A 16,239-nucleotide genomic window follows, 5' to 3' on the forward strand; every position below is an offset into this window, starting at 1 on the left:
AGGCAAGACCATGACCCGTACACCCCCCGTTGATCAGAGCGCCCTGTGGAACGGTCCTGGCGGCCAGGTCTGGGTTGCGCAGCAGGCCATTCTCGATGGCCTGTTCCAGCCCATGGCCGACCTGCTGGTGGCCGAACTTCCGGAGACCGTCACGCAACTGCTGGATGTAGGCTGCGGTACCGGTGCCAGCCTGCTGGCATCAGCCGCCGCACGCCCGGCGACACACAGCACCGGCCTGGACATCTCCGCGCCGATGCTGGCGCTGGCCCGCCAGCGCGCCGAGGCTGCGGGACTGGACGCGGACTTCATCGTGGCAGACGCGCAGCGCCATCCTCTGCCGTCCGCGCACTTCGACTGGATCCAGTCGCGGCTGGGCGTGATGTTCTTCGAGGACAGCCAGGCCGCGTTCGCCAACCTGCATCGTGCCGCGACACCCGGCGCTGGGCTGCGCTTCATCGCTTGGCGCAGTGCCGACGAGAATCCATTCATGACCACGGCCGAGCGCGCCATCGGCGATGCACTGGATCTGCCGCCCCGGGTACCCGGCGCGCCGGGACAGTTCGCCTTTGCCGACGGCGGGCAGGTACAGCGGCTTGTGCGGGCCGCTGGTTGGAAGGATGTGGAGGTGGTTGCGGTAGACCTGCCCTGCTCGATCGCCCGCGAAGACCTGCCCACCTATGTCGGCCAGCTGGGCCCGTTGGGGCTGGCCCTGCGCTCAATGCCGGAAGCCCGTGCCGCCGTGCTTCGCCACCAGGCGCTGGCTGCATTCGCGCCGTTCATCGAAGGCGACCGCGTACGCGTGGATGCCGCCTGCTGGCTGGTCCGCGCCCGCGCGTAGGAAAAGGGGACGGAGGGGATTAAGTCGTTCTTGCCCCGCGTGTGCAGGAAACGACTTAATCCCCTCCGTCCCCTTTTTCTTTACAGCGCCTCGCCGGCGTCGGCCAGGCGCGATTCGATCAAGGCGTACCACTGCTGCAGCACGTCGATCAGCATGTCCAGCTCGGCGTCGGTGCGCTGTGCGCGGCCGCTGCGCAGGCAGGCCTGTGCTTCCTGCAGCTGGGCCAGGAACCCTGCCACGGTATCGGCCTGCAGGATCAGGCCGGGCAGGCGCCGGCCCGGGATGCGCACCACGGCATGGTTGCCGAGCTGGCCGTACACGCTGAGCGTAGCTTCCGTCTTCATGGAGAGTGGCAGGAATTGGGCATTCATCGCGTGCACCGTTTGAAGACCTGAGCCGCAGGCAGGCGTGGACGACGGGGGAGACGTTGCCACGCCTGCCGGCGGTCAGGGGGGACTCGGGATGCCGGGGCACCGCCCCGGCGCAGGAGGGTCAACGTGGCTGTGCCATCCCGGCGATCTGCACGCGCCGGTTCGGCGCCAGGCAGGCAATCAGCTCGCGCCGGTTGCGCTGCCCGCACTGCACGATCGGCTCAGCCGCGCCGCGTCCTTCGGCGCTGATGCTGGCCGCAGGCACGCCGCCCTGCACCAGCGCGCTGCGCACGGCCTCGGCGCGGCGCTGCGACAGCGACTGGTTGTAGCTGGCGCTGCCGATACGGTCGGTATAGCCGGTCACCCTGATCGACTGCACCTGTGCGGCTTCGCGTACCTGCGCCAGGATGCCCTGCACCGCCTGCTGCCCTTCCGCGCTCAGCACCGCGCTGTCGAAGCCGAACAACGCGTCGGCCGACAGCCGCAGCGGCTGTTCCGGCAGCGGTGCCGGTGCCGGTGCCGGCGGGACCGGTGGCCGCGGCGGCTCCAGCACGGCCGCGCACGATTCCGGCTTCCAGTAACCCGCCTGGGCAATGCCCTTGCTGTCAAAGCGGACCTGGAACTGGCAGGTGAAATACTCCGCACCTTGCGCGGTGCGGAAGTTGAACAGGTAGTTCCACTCGCGCACGCCCCACATGCCTTCATTGAAATGCGGCGTGCCCAGCAGCGTGTACAACTGCCGCTTGCTCATGCCCGGCGCGAAGCGGCGCAGGTCGGCGGCGTCCGGATAGATGCCTTCCTTCAACGAGGCCCTGGAGGCCTCCGGGAACTGCACGGCGGTGGCTTCGACGGGACCGTCGGTGGCCGGCGCATGGCTGCGGCAGGCGGCCAGCAGGCCCATCCCCAGGATCAGGCCCAGCGTAGCGGCATGTTGGCCGGCGCGGGCGATGCGATGCTGTTTCATGTCATTCCCCCTGTAGACGTTTCCGCGATGCCGGGCCGCGGGCGCGGCCCGGCGGCGGGGATCACCACTGGATGCCGGCACCGACGGCCACGCCGGCCTCGCCACGGCTGTTGGTCGAACCGCTGAACTTGTAGATCCAGCGCCCGCCTTCGGATACACCGGAGATGCCCAGCGCCACGCCCGATTCGCCGTTGTAGCTGCCAGCCGCGATCGAGGCCATGCTGCGGCCCGCCTCGCTGGGCTGCGGCAGCGCTGCGGTGGCCATCGCCGAGGCGATACCGGCCGAAGCACGGTTGTCGGTCTTGCGCAGGTCGCGCTCGAAGCCACCCATGCGCTCGTCGGTGTAGGCCTTGGACCAGTCCAGGGTCTGCGCCATGCCCGACTTCAGCTGATCCACGTTGACCGCGTCGGTACCGGCGGTGCCAGCGGCAACGTTGCGCACCGTGGTCGGGCCGCTGCTGGTGCTGCCCAGGGTGACGCTGTTGTAGTTGGTCGCACCGTTCACCGTGGTGTCGTAGCGGATGGTGCCCTGCTGCGACGCCTGCAGCTGGCGCACGTTGACCGCGTCGGTGGCCTGCGAGCCGTCGGCCACGTTGACCACCTGGCGTTCGGCGCCGCTGGCACCCACCGAGACCGTGTTGGCCCGGTTCGCCACCGAACCTGCACCCAATGCCACCGAGTTGTCGGCCTGCGCCTGTGAACCATTGCCGAGCGCGGTCGAGTTGGCACCGGCGGCAGTGGAGCCTGCACCACCGGCGGCGGAGTTGGCGCCGCTGGCGGACGGATCGGCCAGGTTGTTGGTGTTGTTGGCGCGGAAGCTGCCCGCCACGTTGGTGATGTTCTGGATCTTCTGGTCGGTGTACTTCTTCGACTCGTCGATGGCGTAATTCACGCCGTTCTTCAGCTGGCCGACATTGGTTGCGTCGTAGGTGTCCGAGCCGTCGGCAACGTGGGTGATCTTGCGCTCGCTGCCGCTGCTGCCGACCGAGACCTCACCGGCCGAGTTGCTGGCACCGGTCTGGCCGTAGGCGCCGGTATAGCCGCTCTGTGCGCCAACGCTGGCCACCGAGCCGGCACCCAGTGCCACGCTGTTGCCAGCGCTGCTGCTGGCACCGTTGCCGACCGCCACGCTGTTGGCACCGGCTGCACTGGCCTGCGGGCCGACCGCCACCGCTTCCGCACCGGCCGCGGTGGCTGCGGCCGCCGTCGAGTTCACCGCCAGGTAGGCACTGCCACCGCCACCGTTGGTGATGCGCTGGTTGAGGACCTTCAGCGAGCCATCGACGGCAGTGAAGGCGGCGGTGACGTTGTTGTAATCGCCTCTGGTGAAGGTGCCATCGGTGGCGATGCTGGAAATGCTGAACGTCGGCGCGGTCCACGCGTTGGTGGTGCCGTTGTAGGCAGTGGTGCCGCCGAAGTAGTTGGCGATGGTGCTGTGGGTGCTGAACAGCTGGTCGCCGGTGATGGCGTCGCTGCTGCCGGCCAGGATGCTGCCGGCGGCGACGTTGGTGATCTTCACCGCACCGGTACCGGTGCCCGTCAGCGTCACGCTGTTGAGCACGTTGCCACTGCCGTCGACATCGTATTTCACGGCCAGCTTGTCGATCTCGCCGGTCTGGTCGGCAACGTTGGCCAGCGAGTTGCTGACCGCATCGAAGGCGGTGCCGACGTCGGTGTAGCTGCCCTTGGTCACGGTGCCGTTGGCGGCGACGTTGTTGATCGAGTACGTCGGTGCGGTCAGCACGCCGCTGGCGCTGACCGCAGCACCACCGCCGAGGTGGGTGGCCACAGCCTGGTTGGCGGCGAACAGCTGGGCCCCGTTGATGGCCTCGCTGCTGGTGGCGCTGACCTGGCCCGGGCCGAGATTGCGCAGCGTGGTGGCGGTGCCGGCCTGGCCCAGCGTGGCGCTGGCATAGTTGACGCTGCCATCGGCGTTGAGGTCATAGCGCAGTGCCCCCTGCTCCGAGGCCTGCAGCTGTCCCACGTTGACCGCATCGGTGGCCGCGGTACCGGCCGCCACGTTGATGACCTGACGCTCTGCGCCAGCGGCACCGATGGAAACCGTGTTGGCACGATCGGCAAGGCTTCCCGCACCCACTGCGATGCTGTTGGCTGCCGTCGCCCGCGCATTGGTGCCGACCGCGATCGAATCGGCGCCGCTGGCCACGGCCTCGGTACCGGTCGAGTTCACCCGCAGGTACTTGGTACCGCCGTTGCGGATATCGGTGATCTGCGTGTTGAGGTTGACCAGCGAACCATCCACCGCCGCGAAGGCATCGGTGGCGTTGGTGTACAGGCCCTGGGCGATGGCGCCGGTGGTGGAGATCGTGCTGATCTCGAACAGCGGTGCGGTGAAGATGCCGCTGGCCGGGTCAAAGGCTGCACGACCACCGAAGAAGCTGGCGATCGCGCTGTTCGTTGCCGCCAGCTGGCCACCGTTGACGGCCTCGAGGCTGCCCGCGGTGACCGCACCGGCGGCGAGATTGCCGATGGTGGTGGTGCCGGTGCCTGCGCCGAGGGTGACCCGTCGATAGTTCGGATTGCCGCCGGCGTCCAGATCGTAGGTCACCGCGGCATCGGCCACGCCATTGATCAGGCTGATGGCCCCCTTCAACTGCGCTACATTGACCGCGTCGGTGTTGCCGCTGCCCGCAGCCACGTTGGTGATCTGGCGCTCGCCCCCACCGGCGGTGCCCACCGATACTTCACCGGCCGAGACCTGCGGTGCGGTGAGACCGTAGGCACTGTAGCTGGCCTGCGCGCCGCGCAGCGCGGCCGAGCGGTAGCCCAGCGCAACCGAGTTGGCCTGGTTGGAGGTGGATTCGGCACCCAGCAGGGTCTGCCCGTTGGCGGTACCGGCGGCACTGTCGCCGACGATGACCGAGTGGCCCATGCGCGCGGCATAGTCAGCCGTCGGCACGCCGGTCGGGTTGCTGGGATCGTTCACGCCATCACCGGGGAAGGCGACATTGGCATCGACCTTCGGCAGTTCATGGCGTGCGTTGGCGCCGATCACCACTTCCTTCGAGCCGTTGGCGAAGGCGCCATCGCCCATCAGCACCTGGTAGTCCTGTGCGGCGTTGACGGCCCAGCAGGAGATGTCGGCCAGCGCGATGTCCAGGCACTTGGCCGCCCAGGCCGGGGAATCCTTCGGCAGCAGCAGGCCCAGCAGGCCACCCGGATTGCCGTTGTTGATGTTGTAGATGTAGCTGTCGGAAGTGACGCCACCGATCAGGGTCAGGTGCGAGCTGCCGCCCGTGGCCGCGCCGCCCAGACCGTTGAGCGTGCTGCCGACCGGCGACAGGTTCACCACCGGCAGGCCCAGCACATTGACCGTCGAATAGGTCTGCATCACGTTGGCATTGCTGAGCTTGAGATTGCCATTGCTCAGGTAGCCATTGCCGCCGAACAGGCTGGTGGTGGTCGGCCCGATCAGCTGGCCGACATTGCCGACCAGGCCACCGGTGCCGATGATCAGGCCGGCATTCGGGTCGGCCGGCGCCGGTGCCTTCGGGCTGGTCGGCGGGATCGCCGACGGCTGGGTCAGGCCGAGACTGCCCAGCGTGCCTCCCACCAGGCCACCCACGGCGCTGCCCAGGTTGCCGACAGTGCCATTGAGATTGCCGTTGAGCAGGTTGCCCACCGCGCTGCCGACGTTGCCCAGCGTGCTTCCCAGCACACCGCCCAGGCCTGTGCCGGGGCTACCGGTGGTGCCGTTGAGAATGCCGCCCACTGCACCACCGACCGTGCCGACGGTATTGCTAAGCGTGCCGCCCACCGCGCTGCCAACCTGGCCGACGGTGCCGCTCAGAGCGCCACCCACCGCACTGCCGACGGTACCGACAGTGCCGTTCAGAGCGCCACCCACGGCGCCGCCGACTTGGCCAACCGCGCCATTGAGCGCACCACCCACTGCACTGCCGACGGTACCGACAGTGCCGTTCAGTGCGCTGCCCACAGCACCACCGACCGCACCGACCGAGTTGTTGAGCGCGCCGCCCACTGCACTGCCAACAGTGCCGACAGTACCGACAGTACCGACAGTATCGTTCAGAGCACCGCCAACTGCACCACCGACTGCGCCGACCGTGTTGTTGAGCGTGCCACCCAGTGCGCCGCCGACCTGGCCAACGGTGCCGTTCAGAGCTCCGCCCACCGCACCGCCGACGGTACCGACGGTGCCGTTCAGTGCACCGCCGACTGCGCCGCCAACTGTGCCGACCGTGCCGTTCAGAGCACCGCCAACTGCACCACCGACTGCGCCGACCGTGTTGTTGAGCGTACCGCCCACTGCGCTGCCGACCTGGCCAACGGTGCCGTTCAGAGCTCCGCCCACAGCACCACCGACCGCACTGACCGTGTTGTTGAGCGCGCCGCTCACGGCGCCGCCAACTGTGCCTGCCGTGCCGTTCAGTGCACCGCCAACTGCAACACCGACCACGCCGACTGTGTTGTTGAGCGTGCCGCCCACTGCACCGCCGACCGCGCCGACTGTGCCGTTGAGTGCACCGCCCACTGCGCCACCGACTGTTCCGACAGTACCGTTCAGAGCGCCGCCCACTGCGCCACCGACCGTGCCTACCGTGCCGTTCAGTGCACCGCCAACCGCACCACCGACTGCGCCCACCGCGTTGTTGAGCGTGCCACCCACTGCACCGCCGACCGCGCCGACTGTGCCGTTGAGTGCACCGCCCACTGCGCCACCGACTGTTCCGACAGTACCGTTCAGAGCGCCGCCCACTGCGCCGCCAACCGTGCCAACGGTGCCGTTCAGCGCACCACCCACCGTGCTACCGACCGCACCCGCGGCACCGTGAAGCGTCCCGCCGACAGCATCCACTGCTCCGCCCACCAGACCGCCGACGCCCAGCGCGCTGTGCTGCGCGGCTACGGTTGCCTGCCCGGCCAGCTTCAGGTTGCGATCGGCGACTACTTCCTGGCCGTCCGGCGCCTGCACGCGCACCTTGCCCGCGGCGCCGGCATCGAACGCGGCACTGATGGCGCGATCATGCGTGTCACCCGGCAGTTCCTCCTTGGCCGGCAGCGTGACCGCCGCCGTCGCCCGGGCCTGGCCCTGCCCCTCGATGTGATGGCCAGCCACCGCCAGATGCGCGTCGGTGTCGCCGTCGACAGAGGCCTTCAGGGACGAACCGCTGAGGCCCGCTGCCGCCTGGGCACCCGAATCGATCGAAGCGACCTGATGGCCAGCGATGCCGACCTTGGCCCTGGCGCGCGCATCGGCAGCCACGCCCAGCGGCGCCTGCGCGCCCGGCGCAACGTGCGCTGCCAGCGATGCATCCACCTGTGCCGCCTTGATCGCAGTGTTGCCCAGGCCGACAGTGGCGCGTACATCGGCCGCCAGCGCCGGCACGGCCACCTGCTTCGGCGTGGTGTTCGCTGCCAGCTTCACCTGCACGGCGGCCGGCAATACGTCACGCACCACCGGCAGCGATGTGGTGTTCAACTGCAGGCCCAGGCGAGCGTCCGCACTGATCGCGGGGCTGCTCTGCGCCTGTCGCGCGGCGGCAGCCAAGGCCACTTCCGCGTCGACCTTGACCGGCATCGGCTGCGCATACTTCGCCGCAAGCGCTTGCAGGTCGCGCAGCGACTGATTGGTTTCCGATGCCCCTGCGTGGCCGCTGGCCAGCGCGCACAGCAGTGCCAGGGCCAGCGCGGTGGGCATCAGCAGGAAGGCGCGCGGATCGCGTGCGGCGCCGCCGCCGCTGTCGCCGGTGGCCAGTTCCGAGGCCACAACCAGAGCATTGAGCTGGCGGTTCCATACACGCCGGTAGATGCGGTTCATGAGCATTTCCCCCGTAGGCGAACAACTGGAATGTCAGTGGACTTGCCGTTAGGCAGGTGACTGACATTTCAGCGGTTGCAACGGTGGCGGCGCACTTCAATCCGGCACGGCAATCGCGCATTCCGGCAAATCCACGGCCGGAATCGGCAGCCGTTTATGCAGAAGCGGCAACATGATCGGCAAGCGGATGTGCAATTCCGGCACGAATGCCGCGAGAACCCTTGCGGGGCTTGGCTCAGGCCGGCTGGCCGATCTGCGCGGGCGCGCGCATCAGGGTATCGCGCGGCAGTTCGCCGAATACCTTGCGGTAATTGTCGGCGAAGCGCGAAAGATCCCACAGGCCGCAGCTGAGGGCGATGGCTTTCACCGAGCGACGGCTGGAATCGGCCATCGACAGGCTGCGGCAGGCCGCGCACAGGCGCAGCATGGAGAGATACCGGTTGGGCGAGGTTCCAAACAGGTCCTCGAACGCATAACGCAGGCCGCGCTCGCTGACCCCAGCCGCATCGCAGATTTCATTCATGTAGATATTGCGGCGCAGGTTGAGCCGCATGAAGTTCTCTGCCCGCTGTGCGATCAGATAATGCGTACGCCGTGCACGGCTGCAACCCGGGCGATCCGCCGCACCGGCACCCAGAAGGGCCTGCACATGCTCGTGCAGCAGGGTTTCAGTTTCTTCCGGCTGCAGGCCTGCACCCTGCCCCAGCTGCAGGTGCAGCTGCTGGTAGTGGCGTGCCAACGGCGTGCCTTCGCTGGCCAGATTGAACAGTGACAGTGCCTGGCCAGCGGGAGGCGTGCTGCGCAGGCTCAGTTCGGTCAGCTTGCGCTGCACCCGTGCCACCGGCAGCAGCATCAGGGTCATGTGCGTGCCTGGGCTCAGGGTGAACTCACTGATGCCTTCCGGCATGATCGTCAACGCCATCCCCGGCGTGAGCGGTACGCCATGGCACCAGCTCAGCGTCTCATCGGTGGCGTGCAGGTACCCGAGCATCGCCCAGTCCGGCGGCAGCATGAAACGGCCGCGGCAGTGGAAACCGCAGCTGATGCTGCAGAACAGGGCTTCCTCGTGCACGCGCGAAGCGAATGCCGCACGTGGCCCATTGCCATCGAGCAGCAGCAGTTCGACATCACAGACACGAAGCACGCCGCTCAGCGTGGCCAGGTCTATCGACCGCAGGCCGCTGTCGCCGCTGTCTCCTACCCCACCATCGACCATGACAGTGTTGTCCCCCGTTGATCCGCCATGCGATGCGGCCCCCACTGCCTGACAGGGCGCGCAGCGATCCAGAAACCACTTCCGTTGTCGTGCAGGCCGCATCGGCTCCGATGCGGCCAACCATGGAAATGCAACAGCTTGAATGCGAGTATGCCCGATAATCGGCGAAGGTAAACCCGCGGGCTGCAATGAAGAAAAAAGATACACAGATGAAGAAAATGTCGGCGCCATTGGCACGGTCTTCGCATGCGCCGGAAAATGGAAATCACATAATCTGCACGACCATGAATCGTTTTGCCTTCGAACGGATTCTCGTCACAGAAACGGCCTGAAAGTTTCAGCATCGCGGGGTTTCTGCCGAATTTGCATATAGGTTCCTGTTGCAGCCAACTTCCATTCAGGCAAAGTCGATAGCACGGTGATCCGGCCAACTGATCCGGCCGCACCCAGGGGGACAGCATGACCACGCACGCATCATTGGATGCCTCGACCACCGGCCCCGGGCCGAGCGGTCGCGACCGTGCGGCTGGCGGCCTGCCTGGAGACGATCACCCTGCTTGAGCACAGCGGGCCCATCCCGCCGTGCCTCCTCCGCCAGGACGCGCGGAGGCCCACGGACGATCCCGGCGGAGCCGGGCCACCGCCCAACGCAGGTGTACTGCATCCGCAGACAGGTAGAGGGAGACATTGGTCATGAACGCATCGATCCGCAAATTCCTGAAGGAAGAAGACGGTGTCACCGCGCTCGAGTACGGGCTGCTGGCTGCCGTCATCGCTGGTGTCCTGATCGCGGTCGGCAACGACCAGATCAAGGGGTTCTTCGAAACGCTGTTCAAGAACCTCTCCGCACTGGCCACCAAGGCGTCGGGCTCGACGACCTGAGCGGCGACCGCGCGCGGCCGGCAGAGCCGCGACGGTGGGGCGCATGGAACCAGGCGAAGACCGTCCAGTGACGGACGACGGAGTGTGCGATGACACTGCTGGGATTGTTGGCCATCGGCGTATGCCTGCGGATCGCGATCAGTGATCTGTATGCCCGTCGGGTGCCCAACGCCTGGCTGATCGCCGCTTGCGTGATCGCCACCGTGGTGATCGTCTTCGGCCAGTTCAGTGCGCCGCGCCAGCCGTGGCTGCCCCACGTTGCCGGCGCGGCGCTCGGCCTGTTGGCGCTGCTGCCGTTCTATGCCCTGCGCTGGATGGGCGCCGGCGACGTGAAGTTCTTTGCCGTGCTGGGGCTGATGCTGGGCTGGCAGGCGCTGCTTCCGGTCTGGCTGGTCGCCAGCCTCGCCGCCGGGTTGCACGCCGTGCTGGTGCTGGCGGGCCGGCGCCTGGGCGTGTTGCTGCCCGGCCACCTGCAGATGCAGGTGAATCGCACCAGCACGCAATGGCACGCGCATCCGGCCCTGCGCGACATGCAGACCGCACGCCAGGGACGACGTGGCATTCCCTATGCCGCCTACCTCGCACTCGCCGCCATCGGCTGGGTGCTGGCAAGCATCTACGGAGGTGCACCATGAACATCCGCAGCCCGCGCCAGCAACGCGGCGTCGCCAGCATCGAGTTCGCCCTGATGCTGATGCTCGGCCTGTTGCCGCTGCTGCTGTTCACCTTCTCCGGGGTGATGATCATGGCAGCGCAGCAGACCCTGGCCACCGCCTCGGCCGAAGGCGCGCGCGCCTCGCTGCGCTACGGCACGGCCGGCGAACGGCGCACCGCCGCCTGCGTCGCCGCACGCACCTCGATGCAATGGCTGCTGCAGTTCTCCAAGCAGAACGTGGACTGCAGCGCGGGGGGCAGCAATGCCATCGTGGTGTCCGCGCAGGCGCCCTGCGCCGGCCTGGCCACGGCCCAGTGCATGACCGTGACAGTCAGCTACGACTACGCCAGCCATCCCTTCCTGCCCGGCACCGCCACGCTCTACAAGTGGGTGATGCAGGCTCCCATCCGCAGCGTCGCGGTCGCCCAGCTCGATCTCGGCAGCGGCAACTGATGACCGGTATTTTGGAGACGGTTCCATGCTCAAGTTGACCCGCATCGCTGCCGTCGCCCTGATCGGCCTGGCCGTGCTGCTGGCGCTGATCGCCTTCATGATCGGGCGCAAACCGGCCGCACCGGTCACGGCCGCGCCGATCACGCACAACGAAGTGCAGGCCATCACGGTGGTGGAAGCCGTGGCGCGCCTGCCCGCGGGCGAGCCGATCAGCGCCAACGACCTGCGCCTGGCCCAGCGCACCTCCCCCGTCGCCGGTGCCGCCACCAGCATCGCCGCCGTGGTCGGCAAGGTGCCGGTGCAGGACATCGCCGAAGGCAGCCCGGTCAGCAGCAGCGCATTGGCACAGGGCTTCTCGCTGCAGCTGCGGCCGGGCGAGCGTGCACTGGCCGTGCCCGTGGACGAACTGGTCGGTGCCGGCAACCGCATCCTTCCCGGCGACTTCGTCGACGTCTTCCTCAACCTGCGCAATGCCCAGCCCAGCATCAACAGCCCCGCCGAAGCCGCGCAGACGCGCCTGCTGCTGTCGCGCCTGCGCGTGCTGAGCTATGGGCAGCAGGACATCGCGCCGGTCGCCTCGGAAGCCACCTCCAATAGCGAGGCCGACACCCGCAACGACCCGCGCGCGGCCGACATCACCGGCAGTGGCGGCAGCCACAGCAGCAATGAAGCCCCGCAACCCGCGCGCAGCGCGGTGCTGGCGGTACCGGTGGCCGACGCCAATCGACTGCTGCTGGGTGCGCAGCAGGGCAAGCTGTTCCTGGCGCTGCGCAATCCCGCTGATACGGGCCTGCCCGACCTCGCACTGTTCCCTCAGTCGCGCGGCGTGATCGATCCGCTGCGTGGGCTCGACGCAGAGCAGCAGCTGGCACTGCAGCGCCCGGAGAACCACGCCTTCGCCGGTATCGACGGCGACGCGCTGGCCGGCCGCGGCAGTGCCCCGCCACGCAGCAACGCGGATGCACCCGCACGTGCGCCGGCGCCCCGTCGCAGCGCCCCGCGCGCTTCGGGTATCGAGATCATCCGTGGCGACAGTTCCGCCCCCCGTGGCTCCCTTTGACCTGCATCGAGCGCATCCATGACCGAACGTCGCCGCCGTCCACGCCTTTCTCCCCGCCAGCGGTGGCTGGCCCTGCTGCTGGTGCTGCTGGCACCGGCAACGAGCGTGGCCGCCGATGACCTGGTGCTGCAGGCCCGTGAGCAGCGTCCCTGGAACCTGCCGGCCGACCTGGAACGGGTGGCCATTGCCGACCCCGGCGTTGCCGACATCGTGATGCTGCGCGGCCAGCGCCAGGCGCTGCTGGTGGGCAGGATGCCCGGCACCACCACCCTGCTGCTGTGGCACCGCAAGCAGGCCGAGCCGCAACGGGTGACAGTACGGGTGCAGAGCGCCGTACAGGGTGCGGCCAGCACCGGCGGCAACGATCTGGTGTTCACCCAGCAGGACCAGCAGGGCCTTTTGCAGGGAAGCACTGACAGCGTGCTCTCGCACATGCAGGAACAACGCACGGCGGCGATGGCACTGGGCAAGGAAGGTGCGCTTGCCGATACGTCCACCATCAGCAGCGGCGGTGTGGTCCAGGTCGAGGTCAAGGTGGTCGAGTTCAACAAGACCGCGATGAAGCAGATCGGCATCAACTTCCAGAACCGCAACGGCGGCTTCGCCTACGGCTTCGCGCGGCCCGGCACCGGGTTGCCGGGCAACACCGGCCTGCTGCCCGGCATGAAGGAAGGCAACAGCAGCAACGAGGCCGTCTCGCCGATTTCCTCGGCATTCCGCCTTGTTTTCGGCTCGACCAAGGGGCTGTGGAACGCCGATGTCGAACTGCTGCAGGCCAATGGCATGGCCCGCGTACTGGCCGAGCCGACGCTGGTGGCGCTGTCCGGGCAGAGCGCCAGTTTCCTGGCCGGTGGCGAACTGCCGATCCTGGAACCGCAGGGGCTTGGCACCACCACCATCACCTACAAGCCGTTCGGCATCGGCCTGACCGTGACCCCGACCGTGCTGGCAGCGAACCGCATCGCGCTGAAGGTAGCGCCCGAAGCGAGCGACCTGGACTACAGCAATGCCATTGTGCTCAACAACGTGCAGATTCCCTCGATCACCACCCGCCGCGCCGACACCACCGTCGAGCTGGGTGATGGCGAGAGTTTCGTCATCGGGGGCCTGGTCAGCTCCAACATCGTCTCCAACGTCAGCAAGATTCCGCTGCTGGGCGACCTGCCGATCATCGGCTCGTTCTTCCGCAACTTCGATTACAAGCGTCAGGACAAGGAGCTGGTGATCATCGTCACCCCGCGCCTGGTGCAGCCACTGGCGCGCAACACCGAACTGCCGCTGCCCGGCGAGCGCGAAGCCAGGCCGCATCTCCCCGAGTGGGGTTCCTGGTTGCTGGGTCCGGTCAGCCAGGACCCGGTGCCCGGATTCTCGCGCTGACTCCATGATGCCTGCGATACCACGCCCATGCCCTACGCCACCGCCCAGCCGCTGCATCCGCAAGGACCGCCAATGAACCTGGTCCTGTACGGCATCGACCGCGAACTGCTGCCCCGGCTGGCCGCCAAGCTGCCGCCGAGCACCGCCCTGCATTGGCAGGACAGCAACGCCCCCACCTCCGCCCAGGACCTGCAACGCGGCCCGCAGAGCTTGGTGCTGCTCGACTTCCGGCCCGAGCATGCGGCCGCCTCGAGCGTGCTGGCGCAGCAGCTGCAGCAGACCCAACCGGACCTGCCGCTGGTGGCCGTGGGCGCCACCAGCGCCGGCCAGGTCGAAGGCGTGGTGATCGCGCTGCGCGCCGGCCTGCGCGATGTACTGGACCTGGACAGTGACGACGCAGGCATCGAGGCGGCCTTGCGGCGCGCCCTGTCTCCGCGCCCGGCAGCGGTTGCCCAGCACGCACACAAGGCACGCCTGATCGTGCTGCTGGGTGTGCGCGCCGGCGTCGGCACCAGCACCCTGGCCGCACATCTTTCGGTGCTGGCGCAGCAGACGCGCGCCTTGGCCCAGGGCGAAGCCGTGCAGCAGGACGGCCTGCTGATGGAGCTGGCGCAGCCCTCCGGCGACCTCGCGCTGTACCTCAATCTCGACAGCCGCTTCCACTACGAAGACGCGCTGCGCAATGCCAGCCGCATCGATGCCACCCTCGCCCGCACGGCCATGGCGCGCCATGACTCCGGGCTGGTGCTGCTGGATCGTGCCAGTGGCAGCGATGCCGTTCCGCCCTCGGATCCTGGCGCGCTGCTGCAGCGCCTGCGCGGCGTGTTCGCCAGCGTGCTGTGCGATGCCGGCGGCTGCCCGTTGCGGCAGCTTCCGCCCCTGTTGCTGGACCAGGCCGACGAGATCTGGCTGGTCACCGATGCCTCGATCGCCACGCTGGTTTCTCTGGACCAGGCCCTGAAGCACCTGGCGGGCCAGCGTGAGCGCGAGAAGCGCCTGCAACTGGTGATCAACCGCCACGATGACAGCAGCGGCATGAGCCCGGAACAGATCGCACGCCGCTTCGAAGTACCGCTGCTGGCGACGCTGCCCGAACGACCGCGCGTGCGCCTGGCCGCCAGCCAGGGACACCTGCTGCTGCAGGATGCCCCGCGCGACCCCTATCTGCGTGCCCTCGCCCCGCTCGTGTCGCGCCTGGATCCGGCCGCCTGCCCGGTCCAGCCGCATGGCCTGCGGGAAAGACTCTCCCTTGCCCTGGGTGGATCGCAATGGAAGACAAGGTAACCCCGTTCCCGCACGCCGTTGCCCGCCCGGTACTGCCCGAATCTGCCCCGGGCCACCTGCCGTTCGCGCAGACCGAGCAGTACCAGAAGGTGCTGTCGGCCGCGCATGAGCATCTGCTCAACAGCATCGAGGACGAGCGCATCGACATCGATTCCTGGGCCCCGGACACCATCGCCCGCTGGGTGCAGGTGCAGACCGTGGGCTTCATCCAGGAATGGCGCATCCCGATCAACGAAGAAGAGATGCAGGTGGTCGCCGAGGGACTGGTCAAGGAGCTGACCGGTTTCGGCCCGCTGGACGACCTGCTCCACGACCCCTCCATCGAAGACATCCTGATCAACGGCTTCAAGGACGTGCACGTTTCGCAGGGCGGACAGCTCAAGCGCGCCACCCAGCGCTTCACCGATGATACCCACCTGCTGCGCATCCTGCGCCGCATCCTCGCCCCGCTCGGCCGCCGGCTGGATGATTCCAATCCGATGGTCGACGCGCGCCTGCCCAACGGTGGCCGCCTCAACGCGATCATCTCGCCGCTGGCGGTGGACGGACCGATGGTGTCCATCCGCAAGTTCCGCAAGGACCCGTTCACCCCCGACGAACTGCTCGCCAAGGGCACCTTCGACGCACCGATGCAGGCACTGCTGAAGGCGATGGTGCTGGGGCGCTGCAACATCCTGGTCTCCGGCGGCACCAGCTCGGGCAAGACCTCGCTGCTCAATGCCCTGGCCAGCTACGTGCCGGCCGATGAGCGCGTCATCACCGTGGAGGACACCGCCGAGCTTTCGCTGAACCATCCGCACGTGGTGCGCCTGGAGAGCCGCATCGGCGGCGCCGAGGGCCAGGGCGCGGTCAGCATCCGCGACCTGGTGCGCAACAGCCTGCGCATGCGCCCGGACCGCATCGTGGTCGGCGAAGTGCGCGGCGCTGAAGTGCTGGAAATGCTGCAGGCGATGAACACCGGCCATGACGGATCGATGGCCACCATCCACGCCAACACGCCGCGCGACTGCCTGTACCGCATCGAGATGCTGGCCGGGTTTGCCGGCTTCCAGGGCAGCGAAGACAGCCTGCGCCGGCAGATCGCCAGCGCCATTGATTTCATCGTGCAGATCTCGCGACTGGGCAGCGGGCGCCGGGTGCTGGTCTCGATCACCGAGATCACCGGGGTCAGCGACAACCTGATCACCACCCAGGAGATGTTCCGCCACGAGGTGCAGATCGATGGCACCGGCCGCGAGACCGACCGCTGGATCGGCCTGGGCTTCCATCCGCATTCGCACAAGCTGGAGCCGTTCCGCCAGCAGCTGCGCGAATCACTCTACGGGGACTTCTGAAC

Annotated in this window: 12 protein-coding genes; 8 read left to right on the plus strand and 4 right to left on the minus strand. The window is 67.9% G+C overall.

Annotation, left to right across the window (positions count from 1 at the left end):
• The first annotated feature begins 10 nt into the window (after positions 1–10).
• Positions 11–838, plus strand: a complete 828-nt coding sequence (locus tag AC5P56_RS16355) for a class I SAM-dependent methyltransferase (protein ID WP_032962545.1) — start codon at positions 11–13, stop codon at positions 836–838.
• A gap of 80 nt (positions 839–918) precedes the next feature.
• On the opposite strand, the gene AC5P56_RS16360 is transcribed toward AC5P56_RS16355, so the two are convergent.
• From AC5P56_RS16360 to AC5P56_RS16375, 4 genes are all read right to left on the minus strand, one after another.
• A complete protein-coding gene (locus tag AC5P56_RS16360; RefSeq protein ID WP_223224455.1) occupies positions 919–1,182 on the minus strand; it encodes a DUF6959 family protein in 264 nt (87 codons plus the stop codon).
• Positions 1,183–1,330: 148 nt separating this feature from the next.
• Positions 1,331–2,173 (minus strand): OmpA family protein, encoded by an 843-nt coding sequence (locus AC5P56_RS16365; RefSeq protein WP_049440882.1) that lies wholly within the window; start codon positions 2,171–2,173, stop codon positions 1,331–1,333.
• A gap of 61 nt (positions 2,174–2,234) precedes the next feature.
• Positions 2,235–7,976, minus strand: coding sequence for an ESPR-type extended signal peptide-containing protein (locus AC5P56_RS16370; RefSeq protein ID WP_495231809.1), 5,742 nt, complete (start codon positions 7,974–7,976; stop codon positions 2,235–2,237).
• Positions 7,977–8,211: 235 nt separating this feature from the next.
• A complete protein-coding gene (locus AC5P56_RS16375) occupies positions 8,212–9,192 on the minus strand; it encodes an AraC family transcriptional regulator (protein WP_032962548.1) in 981 nt (326 codons plus the stop codon).
• 693 nt (positions 9,193–9,885) lie between these two features.
• Here AC5P56_RS16375 and AC5P56_RS16380 point away from each other — a divergent pair.
• The 7 genes from AC5P56_RS16380 (at position 9,886) to AC5P56_RS16410 (ending at position 16,237) form a co-directional block, all read left to right on the plus strand.
• A complete protein-coding gene (locus AC5P56_RS16380; protein WP_005416979.1) occupies positions 9,886–10,074 on the plus strand; it encodes a Flp family type IVb pilin in 189 nt (62 codons plus the stop codon).
• A gap of 89 nt (positions 10,075–10,163) precedes the next feature.
• A complete protein-coding gene (locus AC5P56_RS16385) occupies positions 10,164–10,709 on the plus strand; it encodes an A24 family peptidase (protein WP_126412472.1) in 546 nt (181 codons plus the stop codon).
• Positions 10,706–11,182, plus strand: coding sequence for a TadE/TadG family type IV pilus assembly protein (locus AC5P56_RS16390; RefSeq protein ID WP_164077797.1), 477 nt, complete (start codon positions 10,706–10,708; stop codon positions 11,180–11,182). The genes AC5P56_RS16385 and AC5P56_RS16390 overlap by 4 nt, the downstream gene beginning before the upstream one ends.
• 25 nt (positions 11,183–11,207) lie before the next feature.
• Positions 11,208–12,242, plus strand: a complete 1,035-nt coding sequence (gene cpaB / locus AC5P56_RS16395; protein WP_126412474.1) for a Flp pilus assembly protein CpaB — start codon at positions 11,208–11,210, stop codon at positions 12,240–12,242.
• An 18-nt stretch (positions 12,243–12,260) separates the two neighbouring features.
• A complete protein-coding gene (locus AC5P56_RS16400) occupies positions 12,261–13,619 on the plus strand; it encodes a type II and III secretion system protein family protein (protein ID WP_032962552.1) in 1,359 nt (452 codons plus the stop codon).
• 27 nt (positions 13,620–13,646) lie between these two features.
• On the plus strand, positions 13,647–14,903 hold the full coding sequence (locus AC5P56_RS16405) for a CpaE/TadZ family protein (RefSeq protein ID WP_041863560.1): 1,257 nt from the start codon (positions 13,647–13,649) through the stop codon (positions 14,901–14,903).
• Positions 14,888–16,237 (plus strand): TadA family conjugal transfer-associated ATPase, encoded by a 1,350-nt coding sequence (locus AC5P56_RS16410; RefSeq protein WP_014647459.1) that lies wholly within the window; start codon positions 14,888–14,890, stop codon positions 16,235–16,237. Before AC5P56_RS16405 ends, AC5P56_RS16410 begins: the two co-directional genes overlap by 16 nt.
• The last annotated feature ends 2 nt before the right edge of the window (positions 16,238–16,239 follow it).

Source organism: Stenotrophomonas sp. YJH_SMC_131 (genome assembly GCF_059367975.1).

Excerpts from the sequence above, each read along its gene's own strand:
- AC5P56_RS16355 (WP_032962545.1), top strand. The coding sequence starts at position 11 with ATGACCCGTACACCCCCCGTTGATCAGAGCGCCCTGTGGAACGGTCCT.
- AC5P56_RS16360 (WP_223224455.1), bottom strand. The coding sequence starts at position 1,182 with ATGAAGACGGAAGCTACGCTCAGCGTGTACGGCCAGCTCGGCAACCAT.
- AC5P56_RS16365 (WP_049440882.1), bottom strand. The coding sequence starts at position 2,173 with ATGAAACAGCATCGCATCGCCCGCGCCGGCCAACATGCCGCTACGCTG.
- AC5P56_RS16370 (WP_495231809.1), bottom strand. The coding sequence starts at position 7,976 with ATGAACCGCATCTACCGGCGTGTATGGAACCGCCAGCTCAATGCTCTG.
- AC5P56_RS16375 (WP_032962548.1), bottom strand. The coding sequence starts at position 9,192 with ATGGTCGATGGTGGGGTAGGAGACAGCGGCGACAGCGGCCTGCGGTCG.
- AC5P56_RS16380 (WP_005416979.1), top strand. The coding sequence starts at position 9,886 with ATGAACGCATCGATCCGCAAATTCCTGAAGGAAGAAGACGGTGTCACC.
- AC5P56_RS16385 (WP_126412472.1), top strand. The coding sequence starts at position 10,164 with ATGACACTGCTGGGATTGTTGGCCATCGGCGTATGCCTGCGGATCGCG.
- AC5P56_RS16390 (WP_164077797.1), top strand. The coding sequence starts at position 10,706 with ATGAACATCCGCAGCCCGCGCCAGCAACGCGGCGTCGCCAGCATCGAG.
- cpaB (WP_126412474.1), top strand. The coding sequence starts at position 11,208 with ATGCTCAAGTTGACCCGCATCGCTGCCGTCGCCCTGATCGGCCTGGCC.
- AC5P56_RS16400 (WP_032962552.1), top strand. The coding sequence starts at position 12,261 with ATGACCGAACGTCGCCGCCGTCCACGCCTTTCTCCCCGCCAGCGGTGG.
- AC5P56_RS16405 (WP_041863560.1), top strand. The coding sequence starts at position 13,647 with ATGCCCTACGCCACCGCCCAGCCGCTGCATCCGCAAGGACCGCCAATG.
- AC5P56_RS16410 (WP_014647459.1), top strand. The coding sequence starts at position 14,888 with ATGGAAGACAAGGTAACCCCGTTCCCGCACGCCGTTGCCCGCCCGGTA.